The 19678-nt window shown below is 62.3% G+C and carries 17 protein-coding genes; 10 read left to right on the forward strand and 7 right to left on the reverse strand.

From position 1 onward, the window contains the following. Positions 1–167: 167 nt before the first annotated feature. Together NPS47_RS15745 and NPS47_RS15750 are read left to right on the forward strand one after the other, a co-directional pair. Complete coding sequence (locus tag NPS47_RS15745) at positions 168–1109, forward strand: AEC family transporter (protein ID WP_274295777.1); 942 nt, start codon at positions 168–170, stop codon at positions 1107–1109. Between the two features lie 51 nt (positions 1110–1160). Beyond that, the gene (locus NPS47_RS15750) at positions 1161–2534 is read left to right on the forward strand and encodes an amino acid permease (RefSeq protein ID WP_274295778.1); all 1374 of its coding nucleotides are present in this window, start codon (positions 1161–1163) and stop codon (positions 2532–2534) included. Positions 2535–2556: 22 nt separating this feature from the next. On the opposite strand, the gene NPS47_RS15755 is transcribed toward NPS47_RS15750, so the two are convergent. The 6 genes from NPS47_RS15755 to gatC form a co-directional block, all read right to left on the reverse strand. After that, entirely contained in the window at positions 2557–2934 is a 378-nt protein-coding gene (locus NPS47_RS15755) for a carboxymuconolactone decarboxylase family protein (RefSeq protein ID WP_274295779.1), read from the reverse strand. 10 nt (positions 2935–2944) lie between these two features. After that, complete coding sequence (locus NPS47_RS15760) at positions 2945–3988, reverse strand: calcium/sodium antiporter (protein ID WP_274295814.1); 1044 nt, start codon at positions 3986–3988, stop codon at positions 2945–2947. Positions 3989–4050: 62 nt separating this feature from the next. Further along, positions 4051–4422 carry a septal ring lytic transglycosylase RlpA family protein gene (locus NPS47_RS15765; protein ID WP_274295780.1) on the reverse strand — a complete coding sequence of 124 codons (372 nt, stop codon included), beginning with the start codon at positions 4420–4422 and terminating at the stop codon, positions 4051–4053. 108 nt (positions 4423–4530) lie between these two features. Next, a complete protein-coding gene (gene gatB / locus NPS47_RS15770; RefSeq protein ID WP_274295781.1) occupies positions 4531–5976 on the reverse strand; it encodes an Asp-tRNA(Asn)/Glu-tRNA(Gln) amidotransferase subunit GatB in 1446 nt (481 codons plus the stop codon). Between the two features lie 11 nt (positions 5977–5987). Beyond that, a complete protein-coding gene (gene gatA, locus NPS47_RS15775) occupies positions 5988–7439 on the reverse strand; it encodes an Asp-tRNA(Asn)/Glu-tRNA(Gln) amidotransferase subunit GatA (RefSeq protein WP_274295782.1) in 1452 nt (483 codons plus the stop codon). A 16-nt stretch (positions 7440–7455) separates the two neighbouring features. Continuing rightward, positions 7456–7743: an Asp-tRNA(Asn)/Glu-tRNA(Gln) amidotransferase subunit GatC gene (gene gatC / locus NPS47_RS15780; protein WP_038614429.1), complete on the reverse strand. Its 288-nt coding sequence runs from the start codon at positions 7741–7743 to the stop codon at positions 7456–7458. 202 nt (positions 7744–7945) lie between these two features. On the opposite strand from gatC, the gene mreB reads away from it, so the two are divergent. The 8 genes from mreB (at position 7946) to tldD (ending at position 19084) form a co-directional block, all read left to right on the forward strand. Beyond that, positions 7946–8983: a rod shape-determining protein MreB gene (mreB, locus tag NPS47_RS15785; protein ID WP_008371426.1), complete on the forward strand. Its 1038-nt coding sequence runs from the start codon at positions 7946–7948 to the stop codon at positions 8981–8983. A 196-nt stretch (positions 8984–9179) separates the two neighbouring features. Then, on the forward strand, positions 9180–10214 hold the full coding sequence (gene mreC, locus NPS47_RS15790; protein ID WP_274295783.1) for a rod shape-determining protein MreC: 1035 nt from the start codon (positions 9180–9182) through the stop codon (positions 10212–10214). Beyond that, on the forward strand, positions 10214–10702 hold the full coding sequence (gene mreD, locus NPS47_RS15795; protein ID WP_274295784.1) for a rod shape-determining protein MreD: 489 nt from the start codon (positions 10214–10216) through the stop codon (positions 10700–10702). Before mreC ends, mreD begins: the two co-directional genes overlap by 1 nt. A gap of 34 nt (positions 10703–10736) precedes the next feature. Beyond that, positions 10737–11342 (forward strand): Maf family protein, encoded by a 606-nt coding sequence (locus tag NPS47_RS15800; protein WP_274295785.1) that lies wholly within the window; start codon positions 10737–10739, stop codon positions 11340–11342. A gap of 81 nt (positions 11343–11423) precedes the next feature. Continuing rightward, a complete protein-coding gene (gene rng / locus NPS47_RS15805; protein WP_038614418.1) occupies positions 11424–12881 on the forward strand; it encodes a ribonuclease G in 1458 nt (485 codons plus the stop codon). 85 nt (positions 12882–12966) lie between these two features. Continuing rightward, positions 12967–16776: a YhdP family protein gene (locus NPS47_RS15810; protein ID WP_274295786.1), complete on the forward strand. Its 3810-nt coding sequence runs from the start codon at positions 12967–12969 to the stop codon at positions 16774–16776. A 14-nt stretch (positions 16777–16790) separates the two neighbouring features. Further along, the gene (locus NPS47_RS15815; RefSeq protein WP_274295787.1) at positions 16791–17642 is read left to right on the forward strand and encodes a carbon-nitrogen hydrolase family protein; all 852 of its coding nucleotides are present in this window, start codon (positions 16791–16793) and stop codon (positions 17640–17642) included. 2 nt (positions 17643–17644) lie between these two features. Then, positions 17645–19084 carry a metalloprotease TldD gene (gene tldD / locus NPS47_RS15820; protein ID WP_274295788.1) on the forward strand — a complete coding sequence of 480 codons (1440 nt, stop codon included), beginning with the start codon at positions 17645–17647 and terminating at the stop codon, positions 19082–19084. A gap of 42 nt (positions 19085–19126) precedes the next feature. On the opposite strand, the gene yjgA is transcribed toward tldD, so the two are convergent. Then, a complete protein-coding gene (yjgA, locus tag NPS47_RS15825) occupies positions 19127–19648 on the reverse strand; it encodes a ribosome biogenesis factor YjgA (protein WP_274295789.1) in 522 nt (173 codons plus the stop codon). Between the last annotated feature and the right edge of the window lie 30 nt (positions 19649–19678).

The following is a 19678-nucleotide window of genomic DNA, read 5'->3' on the forward strand; positions in this document are numbered from 1 at the left end:
CCGGTGGGAGCGGGCTTGCCCCGCGATTGCGGTTGTTCAGTCACATCGCATCGCGGGGCAAGCCCGCTCCCACCGGGGATGGCAATTACAGTCAGCGGGCTAGGCCCTCGATAGCCGTCGTTGGCGTATCATTAGCCCCCTAACGACAGCCACCGGAACCGCCTTGCATGCTCGCCCTCTTTTTACAGACGCTGAACATCACGGCGCCGGTATTCGCCATGCTGTTCATGGGCGTGTTCCTCAGGCGCATCAACGCGATCAACGATGGTTTTATCCATACCGCCTCGTCGCTGGTGTTCAACGTCTGCATGCCGGCACTGCTGTTCCTCGGGATCTACCATGCGGACCTGAGCGCAGCGGTGAAGCCCGGGCTGTTGCTCTACTTCGCCATCGCCACCCTGATCGGCTTCGGTCTGGCCTGGGGCCTGGCGATCTGGCGCTGCCCCCGGCAAGACCGCGGGATCTACACCCAGGGCGCGTTCCGCGGCAACAACGGGGTGATCGGCCTGGCACTGGCCGCGAGCATGTATGGCGACTACGGCATTTCGCTGGGTGCGGTCCTCGCCGGGCTGGTGATCCTGCTCTACAACTCGCTGTCGGTCGTGGTGCTTGCGGTGTACAGCCCAAGTGCCAAGTCCGACCCCTGGAGCATCTGCAAGAGCATCCTGCGCAATCCGCTGATCATCAGTGTGCTGCTGGCGGCTGTGCTGGCTTATGGGCAGGTGGCCCTGCCGAACTGGTTGCTGACTTCCGGCGACTATCTGGCGCAGATGACCCTGCCGTTGGCGCTGATCTGTATTGGTGGCACCTTGTCGCTCGCCTCGTTGCGCCAGAGTGGCGGGCTGGCCGTCAGTGTCAGCTTGCTGAAGATGCTCTGGCTGCCATTGCTCGCCACCCTTGGCGCGTTTGCCTGTGGTTTTCGCGGGGCCGAGCTGGGTATCTTGTTCCTCTACTTCGGTAGCCCGACGGCGGCGGCCAGCTATGTCATGGCGAGGTCCACCAACGGCAACCACGAGCTGGCGGCGGCAATCATCGTCATAACCACCCTGATGGCTGCCATTACCACCAATATCGGCATCTTTTTCTTGCAGTGGGGCGGCTGGATCTAGATTCTGTAAAAAAATAATTCCAACACTGCCTCTTACCTTCGAGGACACTTCATGCAAGACGAGATCACCCCAGAGCGGTTACACCGCGGGCTGAAAAATCGCCATATCCAGTTGATTGCGCTGGGTGGCGCGATTGGCACCGGTCTGTTCCTCGGTATCGCCCAGACCATCCAGCTGGCCGGTCCGTCCGTGCTGCTGGGCTACGCCATCGCCGGCCTGATTGCCTTTTTCATCATGCGCCAGCTCGGTGAGATGGTGGTCGAAGAGCCGGTGTCCGGTACCTTCAGCCATTTTGCCCACCGTTACTGGAGCGAATTCGCCGGGTTCATGTCCGGCTGGAACTACTGGGTGCTGTACGTGCTGGTCGGCATGGCCGAACTGACCGCCGTGGGCATCTACATCCAGTACTGGTGGCCCGGCTTTCCGACCTGGGCAACGGCGGCAATCTTTTTCGCCGTGATCAACCTGATCAACCTCAGCCAGGTAAAAGTCTATGGCGAGATGGAGTTCTGGTTTGCCTTGATCAAGGTGGTGGCCATCGTCAGCATGATCGCCTTCGGTGGCTACCTGTTGATCAGCGGTAACGGTGGGCCGGATGCCAGCGTGGCCAACCTGTGGCAATACGGCGGCTTCTTCCCCAACGGCATCAGCGGCCTGATGATGGCGCTGGCGGTGATCATGTTTTCCTTTGGTGGCCTGGAGCTGGTGGGTATCACCGCCGCCGAAGCCGACAACCCCAAGTACAGCATTCCGCGGGCGACCAATCAGGTGATCTACCGCATCCTGATTTTCTACATCGGCGCCCTGGCCGTGCTGCTGTCGCTGTACCCGTGGCAGAAAGTGGTGCAGGGCGGCAGCCCGTTCGTGATGATCTTCCATGCCCTGGACAGCAATCTGGTGGCCACCATCCTCAACCTGGTAGTGCTGACGGCGGCATTGTCGGTTTACAACAGCTGCGTGTACTGCAACAGCCGCATGCTCTTCGGTCTGGCGGTGCAGGGCGATGCGCCCAAGCGTCTGCTCAAGGTCAACGACCGTGGTGTACCGCTGGCAGCCCTGGGGATCTCGGCGCTGGCGACCGGGCTCTGCGTGTTGATCAACTACCTGATGCCGGCCGAAGCCTTCGGCCTGTTGATGGCGCTGGTGGTGTCGTCGCTGGTGATCAACTGGGGGATCATCAGCATTACCCACCTGAAATTCCGCCGCGCCAAGCAAGCGGCTGGCGAGACGACGTTCTACAAAAGCTGGGGCTACCCGCTGACCAACTATGTCTGCCTGGCCTTCCTCGCGCTGATTCTGGTGATCATGTACCTGACACCGGGCATCCGCATTTCGGTGCTGTTGATTCCGGTCTGGCTGGCGGTGCTGGGCGTGGCCTTCTGGCTGAAGAAAAAAGGCCACAAGGCCGCCGTCGCTGCCGACTGACGGCCCGTGTGCAAGTGATCGATCAGCTCTGCTGGTAGCTGTCGATCACTTCCTGGGCGGCGCGAAATGCATCGATGGCCGCCGGGACGCCGGCGTACACCGCGCAATGCAGTAGCGCTTCGCGAATCTCCTCGACACTGCAGCCGTTGTTCAAGGCGCCACGGACGTGGCCCTTGAGCTCCTGTGGGCACTTGAGCGCGGTCAGCGCAGCCAGGGTGATCAGGCTGCGGGTTTTCAGCGGCAAGCCTTCACGGCTCCAGACACTGCCCCAGGCATGTTCATTGACGAAGTCCTGCAACGGCTGAGTGAACTCGGTGGCATTTCCCAGTGCGCGATCGACAAATGTATCGCCCATGACCTGGCGGCGGACCTGTTCGCCGGTTTTGGTGGTGTCGCCCATATTGTTTTCCTTAGTGTTGGCGGCGCCAGGCGCGCAGGGTCGTAAACAAAAGCAACGCCCCGAGCGCTGGCAGTGCATAGAACAGCATCAGTTTTTCCAGGCGGGTGGCCAATGGCATGCCGGTGGTGAAGGCCACCACATGCAGACCATAAGCCAGGTACAAGCCAAGAAACACCAGACCTTCGGCGCGGGTTACCCGGTAACCGGAATAGAACACCGGCAGGCTCAAGGCGGCGACACCGAGCATCACCGGCAGGTCAAAATCCAGGGCGTTGGGCGAGATCGACAGCGGTTCGGGCGCCACCACTGCGGTCAGACCGAGCACGGCCAGCAGGTTGAACAGGTTGCTGCCAATCACGTTGCCCACGGCGATTTCGCGTTCGCCGCGCAGGGCGGCAATCAGCGAGGTGGCCAGTTCCGGCAGCGAGGTACAGACCGCGACCACTGTCAGGCCGATGACCCGTTCAGACAGGCCCAGGTCGCTGGCGACTTCGACAGCGGCTTCAAGCAGCAGGTGCCCGGCCGCGCTCAGCAAACCCAGCCCAGTCAGCATCAGCAACAGGCTGGTAATCCAGAATCCGGCCCCTTGCTGTGGTCGTGGGCCGGGGGCAGGGAAGGTGCGGGCATGGTGGCGTGACTGGTGCCAGAGAATTGCCAGGTAGGCGAGCAACCCAAGCAGAAGCAGCGCGCCTTCAAGGCGTCCGAGTAGCTCATTGAGTGCCAGCAGGTAGACAAGCAGGCTGGCGCCGATCATTACCGGGATGTCCAGGCGTACCAACTGGCGTGAAACTCGTAAAGGAATGATCAGGGCAGCCAGACCCAAAGTGACCAATATGTTGAAAATATTGCTGCCAATCACGCTGCCCACCGCCACATCCGGGGCGCCGGTGTAGGCCGCTTGCAGGCTGACGGTAAGCTGCGGGGCGCTGCTGCCAAAGGCCACCAGGCTCAAACCGATGATCAGTGGACGGACCTGCAGGCTGGACGCCACTCGAAGGGCCGAGCGCACCAGCAGCTCGGCGCCAGCGATGAGCAGGAGCAAGCCGAAGGCCAGTTGCAGCAGGCTGAAGGTGGGTAAGGCGGCCAGGTCGAAAATGGTCGTGCTCCGGTGCAGGGTCAGTCGCTGAGACTTTGTACCCGTACGCGCGCCGTTCCGCTACGGATCATGCCGAGTTTTTCTGCGGCGGCGCGCGACAGGTCAATCAACCGGCCACGGGTGTGCGGGCCGCGATCATTGATGCGCACGACTACGCTGCGGTCATTGTTCAGGTTGGTGACTTTGACCCGGGTGCCGAAGGGCAGGCTGCGATGGGCAGCGGTCATGCCATTTTGATTGAAGGGCTCGCCACTGGCGGTGCGTTTGCCGTGGTGACGGGAGCCGTAATAGGAGGCGGTGCCGGATTTGTCGTAACCGCGAGGATCGATATCGTGACTGGCGCAGCCGGCCAGCAGGGTAAAGAGCGCGAGTGCGCTGAGGGGACGCCACATGTTTGCAGATGCTCCGTGGGGTGGCTATCGCTGGCAACGCCAGCTCCCACAGGGATAGCAAAAATCCTGTGGGAGCTGGCATTGCCAGCGATAAGCAGGCGACGCGAATTACCCTTCGAGCTTGCTCTTGAGCAATTGGTTCACTTGCTGCGGGTTGGCCTTGCCCTTGGAGGCTTTCATCGCCTGGCCGACGAAGAAGCCGAACATCTTGCCACGCTTGGCTTCATCGGCGGCGCGGTACTGTTCGACCTGCTCGGCGTTGGCCGCGAGCATTTCGTCCAGCACCTTCTCGATCGCGCCGCTGTCAGTCACCTGCTTCAGGCCTTCGGCTTCGATGATCTGGTCGGCGTCGCCTTCGCCGGCGGCCATCTTCTCGAACACCACCTTGGCGATCTTGCCGCTGATGGTGTTGTCGAGGATGCGCTGCAGCATGCCGCCCAGTTGTGCGGCGCTCACCGGCGCCTGGTCGATTTCCAGGCCGAGCTTGTTGAGCAGGCTGCCCAGCTCGACCATGACCCAGTTGGCGGCTAGCTTGGCATCGCCACACACCGCAACGACTTGTTCGAAGTAGTCGGCTTGTTCACGGCTCGAAGCCAGAACGTTGGCATCGTAGGCCGACAGACCGAACTGGCTCTGGAAGCGCTCGCGCTTCTGCGGCGGCAGTTCCGGCAGGGTGGCGCGGATGCCGTCGAGGTAAGCACCTTCGATCACCACTGGCAGCAGGTCCGGATCGGGGAAGTAACGGTAGTCGTTGGCTTCCTCTTTGCTGCGCATCGAGCGCGTCTCGTCCTTGTTCGGGTCGTACAGGCGGGTTTCCTGGACAACCTTGCCGCCATCTTCGATCAGTTCGATCTGGCGCTGGACTTCGCTGTTGATCGCGCGCTCGATGAAGCGGAACGAGTTGACGTTCTTGATCTCGCAGCGGGTGCCGAACTCGACCTGGCCTTTCGGCCGCACCGAGACGTTGCAGTCGCAACGCAGCGAGCCTTCGGCCATGTTGCCGTCGCAGATGCCCAGGTAGCGCACCAGGGCGTGGATCGCCTTGACGTAGGCCACGGCTTCCTTGGCGTTACGCATGTCCGGCTCGGAAACGATTTCCAGCAGCGGGGTACCAGCACGGTTCAGGTCGATGCCGGTGGAACCGCTGAAGTCTTCGTGCAGGCTCTTGCCGGCATCTTCTTCCAGGTGCGCACGGGTGATGCCGACGCGTTTGACCGTGCCGTCTTCGAGGGCGATGTCCAGGTGGCCCTTGCCGACGATCGGCAGCTCCATCTGGCTGATCTGGTAACCCTTGGGCAGGTCGGGGTAGAAGTAGTTCTTGCGCGCGAACACGTTGTGCTGGCCAATCTCGGCGTCAATCGCCAGACCGAACATGCAGGCCATGCGCACCGCTTCCTGGTTGAGCACCGGCAGCACGCCGGGCATGCCCAGATCGACAAGGCTGGCCTGGGTGTTCGGCTCGGAACCGAAGGTGGTGGCGCTGCCGGAGAAAATCTTCGACTGGGTGGCGAGCTGGGTGTGAATCTCCAGCCCGATGACAACTTCCCATTGCATGTGGTGATCCCTCAGAAGCCGTTAGGTGCGCGAGTGTGCCAGTCAGTCACTTGCTGATAGCGGTGCGCGACGTTGAGCAGGCGGCCTTCCTGGAAATACGGGGCGAGCAGTTGCACGCCAACCGGCAGACCGTCGACAAAACCGGCCGGCATCGACAGGCCCGGCAGGCCCGCGAGGTTGGCGGTGATGGTGTAGACGTCTTCCAGGTACGCGGCGACCGGGTCGTTGTTCTTGGCGCCGATCTTCCAGGCCAGGTTTGGCGTGGTCGGGCCGAGAATCACGTCGACGTCGTTGAAGGCGGCCATGAAGTCGTTCTTGATCAGGCGACGGATCTTCTGCGCTTGCAGGTAGTAGGCGTCGTAGTAGCCGGCCGACAGGGCATAGGCACCGACCATGATGCGGCGCTGCACTTCGGCGCCGAAGCCTTCGCCACGGGAACGTTTGTACAGGTCGGTGAGGTCGGCCGGGTTCTCGCAACGGTAGCCAAAGCGCACACCGTCAAAGCGCGACAGGTTGGACGAGGCTTCAGCCGGGGCGATAACGTAGTACGCCGGAATCCCGTGCTGCATGTTCGGCAGGCTGATTTCCTTGACCACGGCACCGAGCTTTTCCAGCTCTTTGACGCTGGCCTGGATCAGGTCGGCAATGCGCGGATCGAGACCGGCACCGAAGTACTCCTTCGGCAGGCCGATGCGCAGGCCTTCAAGCGAGCCGTTCAGGCCAGCGCTGTAGTTCGGCACCGGCTCATCGATGCAGGTCGAGTCCTTGGCGTCGAAACCGGCCATGCCTTGCAGCAGCAGGGCACAGTCTTCGGCGTTACGTGCCAGCGGGCCAGCCTGGTCGAGGCTGGAGGCGTAGGCGATCATGCCCCAGCGCGAAACACGACCGTACGTCGGTTTCAGACCGGTGAGGTTGGTCAGTGCCGCCGGCTGGCGGATCGAGCCGCCAGTGTCGGTGCCGGTGGTCGCCGGCAGCAGGCGTGCCGCCACGGCCGCCGCCGAGCCGCCGGACGAGCCGCCCGGTACGTGCTCCAGGTTCCACGGGTTTTTCACCGGGCCGTAGTAGCTGGATTCGTTGGCCGAGCCCATGGCGAACTCGTCCATGTTGGTCTTGCCCAGGGTCACCGTGCCGGCTTCGGCCAGCTTGCTGACCACAGTGGCGTCGTACGGGGCCTTGAAGTTGTCGAGCATCTTCGAGCCGCAGCTGGTGCGGATGCCCTGGGTGCAGAACAGGTCTTTGTGGGCGATAGGCGCGCCGAGCAGCGGGCCGTTCTCACCGGCGGCGCGACGGGCGTCGGCGGTGCGGGCCTGGCTGATGGCCAGCTCTTCGGTGACGCTGATGAAACTGTTGAGTTGCGGGTCGAGCTGGTTGATCCGCGCCAGCAGGGTGCGGGTCAGCTCTTCGGAAGAAAACTTTTTGTCGGCGAGTCCGCGGGCGATCTCGGCCAGGGTCAGTTGATGCATGGCAGGCTCTATTCCCTTACTCGATGACTTTCGGAACCAGGTACAGGCCGTTTTCCGTCGCCGGGGCGATGGCCTGGTAACTGTCGCGATGGTTACTTTCTGTTACCACATCGGCGCGCAGGCGCTGATTGGCTTCCAGCGGGTGCGCCAGTGGCTCGATGCCAGTGGTGTCGACGGCTTGCATCTGGTCGACCAGTCCCAGAATACTGTTCAGGGCATCGGTAGTGCGTGGCAGATCGGCTTCATTCAGGCCCAGTCGGGCCAGATGGGCGATCTTTTCCACGTCGCAGCGTTCAAGCGCCATGGGGATCTCCTGGGGAAACAACTACGGATTTGGTCCGCGATGAGGAACATGCTGGCAGATTTACGGTCATAAGGCCGCGATTGTGTGCTGGCTTGCTCGGAAAAACTGCCAATTTAACATATTGGCGCCTTGCCCAAAATCCCCGCCGTTGTTAGAGTTTGCCGCACTTTTTTACCCACGCGTTGCCTAGGGTCACTTTCCCATGTTCAAGAAACTGCGTGGCATGTTTTCCAGCGATCTGTCTATCGACCTGGGCACTGCCAACACCCTTATTTACGTGCGTGAGCGCGGTATCGTCCTGAATGAGCCATCGGTTGTGGCCATTCGTACTCACGGCAACCAGAAAAGTGTCGTCGCAGTAGGTACCGAAGCCAAGCGCATGCTGGGCCGTACGCCCGGCAACATTGCTGCCATTCGTCCGATGAAGGACGGCGTGATCGCCGACTTCAGCGTTTGCGAAAAAATGCTGCAGTACTTCATCAACAAGGTTCACGAGAACAGCTTCCTGCAGCCAAGCCCGCGGGTACTGATCTGTGTGCCGTGCAAATCGACCCAGGTCGAGCGTCGCGCCATTCGTGAATCGGCCCTCGGTGCCGGTGCCCGCGAAGTTTTCCTGATCGAAGAGCCCATGGCTGCCGCTATCGGTGCCGGCCTGCCGGTCGAGGAAGCCCGTGGTTCGATGGTCGTCGATATTGGTGGTGGTACCACTGAAATCGCACTGATCTCCCTCAACGGTGTGGTCTATGCCGAATCCGTACGGGTCGGTGGTGACCGCTTCGACGAAGCGATCGTGACCTACGTGCGCCGTAACTACGGCAGCCTGATCGGCGAATCCACCGCCGAGCGTATCAAGCAGGAAATCGGCACCGCCTACCCAGGTGGCGAAGTGCGTGAAGTCGATGTTCGCGGCCGTAACTTGGCCGAGGGCGTGCCACGTGCCTTCACCCTCAATTCCAACGAAGTGCTCGAAGCCCTGCAGGAATCCCTGGCGACCATCGTTCAGGCGGTCAAGAGCGCCCTGGAACAATCGCCTCCGGAGCTGGCTTCGGACATCGCCGAGCGTGGCCTGGTGCTGACCGGTGGTGGCGCCCTGCTGCGCGACCTCGACAAGCTGCTGGCCCAGGAAACCGGCCTGCCGGTAATCGTTGCCGAAGACCCGCTGACCTGTGTTGCCCGTGGCGGTGGCCGCGCCCTGGAAATGATGGACAAACACACCATGGACCTGCTCTCCAGCGAGTAAGCTGGCTGCAGCAAACATGCCGCCCGGTTTACAGGTAGTGCTCACAGTGCTACCTGTATGTGCTGGGCTGACGTCCGTGTGGGCGTCATTTTCCGTCAATCCACAAGCAGGCCGGTGCGTTGCCGTATGAATGACCTCTTGAATCGTCGTCCACGAGGAGCGGCTTATTAAACCGCTTTTCGCCAAGGGCCCTTCGTTGGGTGTGCGCGTGCTCGTGCTGGTTGTGCTGGCGATCACCCTGATGGTGGTCGATGCGCGCTTCACCCTGCTCAAACCGGTACGCAGCCAGATGGGGCTGGTGCTGATGGAGTCCTATCACATCACCGACTTGCCGCAGAGCCTGTGGCAGGGGATTGCCAGCCAGTTCGGCAGTCGCACCGAGCTGATCGCCGAGAACGAAAAACTCAAGACCGAAGCCTTGCTGATGCAAGGGCGCGTGCAGAAGCTCGCGGCCTTGACCGAGCAGAACGTGCGCCTGCGCGAACTGCTCAATTCGTCGGCATTGGTCAATGAGAAGGTCGAGGTCGCCGAGCTGATCGGTGTCGACCCCAATCCGTTCACCCACCGCATCCTGATCAACAAGGGCGAGCGTGACGGCGTGGTGCTTGGCCAGCCGGTGCTCGATGCCCGCGGCCTGATGGGCCAGGTGGTCGAGCTGATGCCTTACACCGCGCGGGTTCTGCTGCTAACCGACACCACCCACAGCATTCCGGTGCAGGTCAACCGCAACGGCCTGCGGGCGATTGCCAGTGGTACCGGTAACCCTGAGCGCCTGGAACTGCGCCATGTCGCCGATACCGCCGACATCAAGGAAGGCGACCTGCTGGTCAGTTCGGGCCTGGGGCAGCGCTTCCCGGCTGGCTATCCGGTGGCCACGGTAAAAGAAGTGATTCACGACTCCGGCCAGCCGTTCGCCATTGTTCGCGCAGTTCCGACTGCGGCCCTCAATCGTAGCCGCTACCTGTTGCTGGTGTTTACCGACAGCCGTACCCCCGAGCAGCGTGCCACCGATGCCGCCATGGCCCAGGAGGCGGCTGACCGTCAGGGCTTGCCTGGCAATGCCGAGGCAGCACCCGCACAGCCTGGCGTCACGCCCGTTCCTGCTGCGGCGCCCGCGCCAGCAGCGACGATGCCTGCCAACCCGGCTCCAGTCGCATCGCCCGCGGCCGCCCCCGCAGCCCCGGCTGCCGCCAGCGGCGCTGCCACGACCCCATCCCGGGAGAGACACTGATGGTGAGTACTCGCAGCCGAAATGGCTGGGTGGTCTGGCTGACCTTCGCAATTGGCCTGCTGCTCAGCGTTTCACCGTTGCCGCAGTTCATGGAAGTCTTCCGGCCGATGTGGCTGGCCTTGCTCCTGGCTTTCTGGACCCTGGCCCTGCCGCATAAGGTCGGCATGACCACGGCGTTTATCCTGGGCCTGGCCGAGGATGTGCTGTACGGCACGCTCTTGGGGCAGAACGCCCTGGTGCTGACCCTGATCACCTTCCTGGTGCTGACCTTGCAGCAGCGCCTGCGGATGTTCCCGATGTGGCAGCAAAGCCTGGTGATCCTGGTGGTCTTCGGCCTGGCCCAGCTGGTGCAACTGTGGCTGAGTGCGCTGACCGGCAACCGCCTGCCGACCCTGGCGCTGATCTGGTCGGCGGTCATCAGCGCGTTGCTCTGGCCGTGGATCAGCTTCGCCCTGCGCGGGCTGCGTTTGCGTCTGAGCATCAACTGAGCCCGCTTCCCGACGTTGACAGGGAGAAGTCACGATGACCCCGCTGTACCTGGCCTCTGGTTCACCCCGCCGTCGGGAATTGCTGACTCAGATCGGCATTCCTTTCACCACGCTCAGTGCTACGGTCGACGAAAGCCCGTTGCCGAACGAGGCCGCGCCGGTTTACGTCGAGCGCCTGGCGCGGGCCAAGGCCAGCGCCGGTTTGGCGGCACTGGGGTCTGTTGAGGCGAGCACTGCGCTGGCGGTGCTCGGCGCTGACACCGCGGTGGTGCTCGATGGGCAGATCCTGGGCAAACCGGTTGATCGCGACGATGCCCTGGCCATGCTTGCCGCGCTTTCGGGCCGTGAGCATCAGGTGCTGACGGCCGTTGCGGTCGCCGATCAGCAGCGCTGCCTGAGCGTATGTGTCGCCAGCCAGGTACGTTTTCGCCCGATTTCTACCGAAGAAGCTCAAGCTTACTGGGCCAGCGGCGAGCCGCTGGACAAAGCCGGCGCCTATGCCATCCAGGGCCTGGGCGCGGTGTTCGTGCAACGCATCGAGGGCAGTTATTCGGCGGTGGTGGGCTTGCCGCTGAGTGAGACCGCCGAGCTGCTTGGGCAATTTGCCATTCCCTGTTGGCAGCCGTTGTCGGCCCGTTAAGCGAGGACAGGACAAGACTGCTGCTAGCCAGTCGCCGACGAGCGATCCATCATTACTGAAGTCCTTTGACGAGAGCCTGCCATGAGTGAAGAGATTCTGATCAATATCACACCGATGGAATCACGCGTGGCGGTGGTGGAGAACGGTGTTCTTCAGGAAGTGCATGTCGAGCGCACCCAGCGGCGTGGCATTGTCGGCAATATCTACAAGGGTAAGGTGGTTCGCGTGTTGCCCGGGATGCAGGCGGCCTTCGTCGACATCGGCCTGGATCGCGCCGCATTTATCCACGCCTCGGAAATCTCCCTGCGCGAAGGCTCGTCGGTGGAAAGCATCAGTGCGCTGGTGCATGAAGGCCAGAGCCTGGTGGTGCAGGTCACCAAGGACCCGATTGGTTCCAAAGGTGCGCGGCTGACCACCCAGCTGTCGATTCCTTCGCGTTACCTGGTGTACATGCCGCGCACCAGTCATGTCGGTATTTCCCTGAAGATCGAAGACGAAGCCGAACGCGAGCGCCTCAAGCAGGTGGTGACCGACTGCGTCGCCCAGGAAAACATCCAGGATGCCGGCGGCTTCATCCTGCGTACCGCGGCCGAAGGCGCCGGGGCTGATGAGATCCTCATGGATATCCGCTACCTGCGCAGGCTCTGGGACCAGATCGGTGCGCAGATCAAGACGGTCGGCGCGCCAACGGAAATCTATGAGGACCTGGGCCTGGCCTTGCGTACCCTGCGCGACCTGGTCAACCCGAAAATCGAGAAGATCCGCATCGACTCGCGGGAAACCTTCCAGAAAACCACGCAGTTCGTCGGCGAACTGATGCCGGAAATTGCCGACCGTCTTGAGCACTACCCGGGCGAACGGCCGATCTTTGATCTGTATGGCGTCGAAGATGAGATCCAGCGCGCCCTGGACCGCAAGGTGCCGCTTAAATCCGGCGGTTACCTGGTGGTCGATCCGGCCGAAGCGATGACCACCATCGACGTCAACACCGGGGCATTCGTTGGCCACCGCAACCTTGAAGAGACGATCTTCAAGACCAACCTGGAGGCGGCCACTGCCATTGCCCGGCAACTGCGCCTGCGCAATATCGGCGGCATCATCATCATCGACTTCATCGACATGGAAGACGAGGAGCACCAGCGTCAGGTGTTGCGCACCCTGGAAAAGCAGCTCGAACGCGACCATGCGAAGACCAACATCATTGGCATCACCGAGCTCGGTCTGGTGCAGATGACGCGCAAGCGTACCCGCGAAAGCCTTGAGCAGGTGCTGTGCGAGCCCTGCCTGTGCTGCCAGGGGCGCGGCAAGCTGAAAACCCCGGAGACGGTTTGTTACGAGATTTTCCGCGAAATTCTGCGCGAAGCCCGTGCTTATCAAGCTGAAGGCTATAGAGTGCTGGCCAATCAGAAAGTGGTCGACCGGCTGCTGGATGAAGAGTCGGGCAACGTCGCTGAGCTTGAGGCGTTCATCGGCCGAACCATTCGCTTTCAGGTCGAATCGATGTACTCCCAGGAACAGTACGATGTGGTGCTGCTCTGAGGCCCGAATTCACCGGGCTGCTGCAGGGGCTGGCAAAGCGCCCGGTTGCGGCCATAGTTAAGGCTCGAATTGGAGGGCCATTGCCATGGAGCGTCTGATCCGCGTTCTTGGCGCGATGACCCGCTGGGGCCTGGGTATCTGTGCCTTGCTGGCCGTGCTGGTGGCGTTGTACGTCAGCCTGGGCCGGCAACTGGTGCCACTGGTGGCCGAATACCGCGCCGAAGTCGAAGACAAAGCCGAACAGGCCCTGGGCCTGCCTGTGCACATCGGCAGCCTGGAAGGGCACTGGAGCGGCCTGGCGCCGGTGCTGGTGGTCAACGATATCCAAGTCGGCGAAGGTGTCACAGCGTTACGCCTGGACGGGGTCAAGGTGGTGCCGGATCTGTGGGCCAGCCTGAGTGAGCGTCAGCTGCGCCTGGCCAACCTGGAAGTGGCGGGCCTGCACCTGAGCCTGCACGAAGATGAACAGGGCGCCTGGACCCTCGACGGGTTGCCGAAAACCGACGACAAGCCGCTGGATCCGCAGCAGTTGCTCGAGCGCATGCAAGCGGTGGCGAAGATCACCGTGCTCGACAGTCAGGTCACGCTCGAGCCGTTCCAGCGCGATCCGATGACCCTCACTTATGTCAGCCTCGGCTTGCAGACCGGCAGCAGCCGCCAGCGTCTGGACCTGCGCCTGACTTTGCCCGATGGTCAACCGGTGGCCATGAGCGTGCGCAGCCGCGTGCGTCCGGCCCACTGGCGTGATGGCCAGCTCGATGCCTACCTCAGCTTGCCCCAGAGTGACTGGGCGCGCTGGCTGCCGCCGCGCTTGCTGGGGCAATGGCAGGCCAAGGAGCTTAAAGCCGGGGGTGAATTCTGGCTGAACTGGAGCAAGGGCCAGCTGCAAAGCACCGTGGTACGCCTGAATGCACCGCAGTTACGCGGCTCCTATGCCGGTCGTGAAGAAGCCAAGGTGGAAAACCTCGCGCTCAATGGTTGGTTCCAGCGCCGCGAACAAGGTTTTGATGTGCAGCTCGATTCGCTGGCCTTGAGCCTGGGCAAGAACCGCTGGGAATCGCACCTGCAACTGAATCAGAACGCTGCCAGCGAGGCGGCTGAAGAATCCTGGAAAATCCAGGCCGATCGCCTCGACCTGACCCCGCTCACGCCCCTGATCCAGTCGCTGGCACCCTTGCCGGACAAGGTCATGGCCGTGGTCGAAGGGCTGAAGGTCAAGGGCAGCTTGCGCAATGTCCTGCTCGATATCCGCCCGAAGGCAAGCGGGGACCAGCGTCTGAGCTTTGCCGCCAATCTTGAGCGCGTGGGCTTCAGTGCCTATCACGGTGCGCCAGCGGCGGGGAACGTCAGCGGTAGCATCAGCGGTGACCTGGGCCATGGCGAGTTGCGCCTGGACACTGACGCTTTCATGCTCCACCTCTACCCGATCTTCGCCAAACCGTGGAATTACCAGAAAGCCAATGCGCGCCTGACCTGGCGCCTCGACCAAGAAGGCTTCACCCTGATCGCCCCCTACCTGAAGGTGTTGGGCGAAGAGGGCAAGATCGCCGGTGACTTCCTCATCCGTCTGCTGTTCGATGAAGCACGTGAAGACTACATGGACCTGCGTGTCGGCCTGGTCGATGGCGATGGACGCTACACCGCCAAGTACCTGCCCGAGGTCCTGAGTCCGGCGCTGGATGAATGGCTGCGCACCGCGATCCTCAAAGGCGCGGTCGACGAAGGCTATTTCCAGTACCAGGGTTCGCTCAATCATGGTGCATCCGAACAGGCGCGCAGCATCAGCCTGTTCTTCAAGGTCCATGACGCTGCGCTGGATTTCCAGCCTGGCTGGCCGCAGGTGCAGCAGGTCGATGGTGATGTGTACATCGACGATGAGGGCGTGCGCGTCAATGCCCGGCGCGGACAACTGCTCGATACCAAAGTCAGCGATGTGCAGGTCAACATTCCCCACGTCGCCAGTGGTGAGCACCCGCATATGTACCTGGATGGGGCATTCGATGGCGGTCTGGGTGATGGCCTGAAAATCCTCCAGGAAGCGCCAATTGGCACGGCGGCCATGTTCGCGGGCTGGGAAGGTGAGGGTAGCCTCAAGGGTAAGCTGAAGCTCGATATCCCCTTGGCCAAGGGCCAGCAACCGCAGGTAGTAGTGGATTTCGACACCAACGATGCGCGACTGAAAATTGCCGCCCCGGTGATTGAACTGCAGCAGCTCAAGGGTGCGTTCCGCTTCGACTACAGCAAGGGCCTCAGCGGCCAGGACATCAGCGCACGAGTATTCGACAAACCGATCACCGCGCAGATCTTTGCCGAGGGTAAACCGGGTGAGTTGCAAACCCGGGTCGAGGCCAAAGGTCAGGTAGCGCTCACCACCTTGACCCAATGGTTGCAGGTCAAGCAGACCTTGCCGTTGTCCGGCGAGCTGCCCTATCAGCTGCAGCTCAACCTGGGCAGCCGTGACAATCAGCTCAAGGTTGACTCCAGTCTCAGAGGCTTGGCCATCAACCTGCCTGCACCCTTCGGCAAAACAGCCGGAGAAACCCGCAACAGCCAGTTCGGTATGACCCTGCAAGGGCCTGAGCGGCGGTTCAACGCCAGCTACGCCGATGTCGCCAACATGCTCTATGCCGCGCCCATGGACAAGCTCGATCAGGGCCGTGGCGAACTGGTGTTTGGTGGTGGCAGCGCGCAATTGCCCAGCGCCCAGGGCCTGCAGGTGCGCGGCAAACTGGCTGAACTTGACCTGGCACCCTGGCAGCAGCAAATGGACAGTCTGGCCGGCAAGGACCCAGGCGGCAGTGCCCGCCAGCTATTGCGCAGTGTCGACTTGAGCATTGCCCGGCTCAAGGGCGTCGGCCTTGAACTGAACCAGGCAGTGGTGCGCTTGCAGCGTAACCCGAACAATTGGGCGTTGCGCCTGGACAGCAAGGAAGTCATCGGCAACGCGCGCCTGCCAGACGCCAAGGGCGCGCCGCTGGTGGTCAACCTGCAGACCATTCACCTGCCGCCCCAGGATCCGGCCGAGGTGGCTGTGCCCAACGCGCCCGACCCGATGGCCAAGATCGATCCGCGCAAGATTCCGTCCATCGACCTGAGTATCGACAAGCTGTACCGCGGCGACGACTTGCTCGGCAGCGTAGCGCTCAAGGTGCGCTCGACCGCCAAGGGCATCACCCTCAATGACCTTGATCTCAGTCTCAAGGGGCTGCAGATCGACGGCAATGGCGGCTGGGAAGGCGCACCGGGCGCCAGCGGCAGTTGGTACAAGGGACGCATCGAGGGCAAGAACCTGGCCGACGTGCTCAAAGCGTGGAACTTTGCCCCGACGGTCACCAGCCGCGATTTTCGTCTGGACGTCGACGCGCGCTGGCCGGGATCGCCGGCCTGGGTCAGCCTGGCACGCCTCTCCGGCAGCCTCGATGCCGCCTTGCGTAAAGGTCAGTTTGTTGAGGTTGAAGGGGGCGCACAGGCCCTGCGGGTGTTTGGCCTGCTCAACTTCAACTCGATTGGCCGGCGTTTGCGCCTGGACTTCTCCGACCTGTTCGACAAGGGCCTGAGCTACGACCGGGTCAAAGGTCTGCTGGTGGCCAGCGAAGGTGTGTATGTGACCCGCGAACCGATCACCGTGACCGGACCTTCAAGCAATTTCGAACTCGACGGCACCCTGGACATGGTCCGTGACCGGGTTGACGCGAAACTGCAGGTGACCCTGCCGGTGACTAACAACCTGCCGCTGGCAGCCTTGATTGTCGGGGCACCGGCGGTCGGTGGTGCCTTGTTCCTGGTTGATCGTCTGCTGGGTGATCGTGTGGCGCGTTATGCCAGCGTGCACTATCGCGTCGAAGGTCCGTGGAAAGAGCCTAAAATCAGCTTTATCAAACCCTTCGAAAAGTAGCCTAGGGAGCGCCAATGAAGTCAGCAGTGATCCAGATGGTCAGCCAGAGCGATATCCCGGCCAACCTGGAGCAGGCTCGGCGATTGCTCGAGCAGGCGGCTGCTGGCGGAGCGCGCCTGGCGGTATTGCCGGAAAACTTCGCCGCCATGGGCCGTCGCGACAGCGCCGCGATCGGGCGCGCCGAGGCGCTGGGCGAGGGGCCGATTCTGCCGTGGTTGAAACAGACCGCCCGCGACCTCAAGTTATGGCTGGTGGCTGGCACCTTGCCGTTGCCGCCGGCCGGGCAGCCTGAGGCCAAGTCCCATGCCTGTTCGTTGTTGATCGACGAGCATGGCCAGACGGTTGCGCGCTACGACAAGCTGCACCTGTTCGATGTCGATGTCGCCGACAACCGCGGCCGCTATCGGGAGTCTGATGACTATGCGCATGGCAGCCAGGTGGTGGTGGCGGATACCCCGGTCGGACGGCTGGGCTTGAGCGTATGCTATGACTTGCGCTTCCCTGAACTGTACAGCGCCTTGCGTGCTGCCGGGGCCGAATTGATCAGTGCTCCTGCCGCGTTCACCGCCGTGACCGGGGCGGCGCATTGGGAGGTGCTGATCCGCGCGCGGGCAATTGAAACCCAGTGTTATGTCCTGGCTGCCGCGCAGGGCGGTACCCATCCGGGGCCACGGGAAACTTACGGTCATGCGGCAATCGTCGATCCCTGGGGGCGAATCATCGCCGAACAGGCCAGCGGCGAGGCCGTGCTGCTGGGCGAACGCGACAGCAGCGAACAGGCGTCCATCCGGGCGCGGATGCCGGTGGCCTTGCACCGGCGCTTTTTCTCGCAGGACGCCTTGCGGCCTGCGCACACCTCGGAGTGACTATGAGCGAGATGTTATCCACTGTCAGCGAGCATCTGCTGGCGCCGGGCGGCTTGACCCTCGACAGCCTGCAGTCAGTGCTGGGAGAGTTGGCCGGGCCGGGCATCGATGCTGCCGACCTGTATTTCCAGGGGCAGATTTCCGAATCCTGGGCGCTTGAAGACGGAATCGTCAAAGAAGGCAGTTTCAACCTCGACCAGGGTGTGGGCGTACGTGCCCAGTCTGGTGAGAAAACCGGTTTCGCCTACAGCAACGCCATCAACCTTGAAGCCCTGACCTCGGCTGCCCGTGCCGCCCGCTCGATTTCCCGTGCCGGGCAGAATGGCAGTGTGCAGGCGTTCAAAAGTCAGGATGTCACCCAGCTGTATGGCACCGACAACCCGCTGGAAGTGCTCAGCCGTGCCGAGAAGGTCGAGCTGCTCAAGCGTGTCGATGCCGCCACGCGCAAGCTTGACCCGCGTATCCAGCAAGTCACCGTGAGCATGGCCGGGGTCTGGGAACGCATCCTGATCGCCGCCGCCGATGGCAGCCTGGCCGCGGATGTGCGTCCGCTGGTGCGGTTCAACGTCAGTGTGATCGTCGAGCAGAACGGTCGGCGTGAGCGCGGCGGTCATGGCGGTGGCGGGCGTACCGACTATCGCTATTTCACTGACGAGCGGGTCATGGGCTTTGCCCGTGAGGCGCTGCGTCAGGCGTTGGTCAACCTGGAAGCGATTCCGGCACCGGCCGGCACCTTGCCGGTGGTCCTCGGCTCGGGTTGGTCGGGGGTGTTGCTGCACGAGGCAGTCGGCCATGGTCTGGAAGGTGACTTCAACCGCAAGGGCAGCTCGGCCTATAGCGGCCACATGGGCGAAAAGGTTGCTTCGAGCCTGTGCACCATCGTCGATGATGGCACCCTGGAAGGTCGTCGCGGTTCGTTGAGCGTGGATGACGAAGGCACGCCAACCGAATGCACCACGCTGATCGAGAACGGCATTCTCAAGGGCTACATGCAGGACAAACTCAATGCCCGGCTGATGGGCATGGCGGTCACTGGCAACGGGCGCCGCGAGTCTTATGCGCACCTGCCCATGCCGCGGATGACCAACACCTACATGCGTGCCGGCGAAAGCGATCCGGAAGAAATCATCAAGTCGGTCAAGCGCGGTATCTACTGCGCCAATCTCGGCGGCGGCCAGGTGGACATCACCAGCGGCAAGTTTGTCTTCTCCACCAGCGAAGCCTATCTGATCGAAGACGGCAAAATTACCGCTCCGGTCAAAGGCGCGACCTTGATCGGCAACGGTCCGGAAGCCATGAGCCGGGTGTCGATGGTCGGTAACGACCTGTCCCTGGACAGCGGTGTGGGCACCTGTGGCAAAGATGGTCAGTCGGTGCCGGTTGGCGTCGGCCAGCCAACCTTGAAGATCGATGCGATCACCGTGGGTGGCACGGGCGCATGAAGTTGAAACCGGGCGGGCAGGGCGCCTGCCCGGTCGCGGGGCTTAACGCAGTCCGCGTTGAACCTCGTCGAGGGTGCGAATGTACTTGAAGATCTTGCGGCTGGCGCTAGGCGGCTTGTTGGTCTTGAGCTCATGCTGGGCCTGGCGGATCAGCGAGCGCAGCTGCTGGCGGTCGGCTTCCGGGTATTCCTGGACGAATTTCTCCAGGACTTCGTCGGTGCCGTCGATCAGCCGGTCGCGCCAGCGTTCGAGGCCGTGGAAGCGCTCGTTGTACTGGCGCGAGGAGGCGTCGAGCTGGTCAAGCAACGCAGTGATCGCGTCGATGTCCTGGTCGCGCATCAGCTTGCCGATGAACGACTTGTGACGCCTTTTGGCCTCGTTCGCCGTGTGGCGTTTGTGCTCTTCCAGGGCCGCGCGCAGTTCGTCGGTCAAGGGCAGTTTGGCCAGGATGTCGGGCTTGAGCAGTGTCAGTCGCTCGCCCATATCGACCAGCGCCTGCATTTCGCGCTTGATCTGGGTTTTGCTTTTTTCGCCTTCGAAGGCGGTGTCGTAAGAATCAACCATGGGGGCAGTCCGCTGAGAATCGCCGCCATG

Source organism: Pseudomonas putida, assembly GCF_028682475.1.
Taxonomy (GTDB): domain Bacteria; phylum Pseudomonadota; class Gammaproteobacteria; order Pseudomonadales; family Pseudomonadaceae; genus Aquipseudomonas; species Aquipseudomonas putida_AG.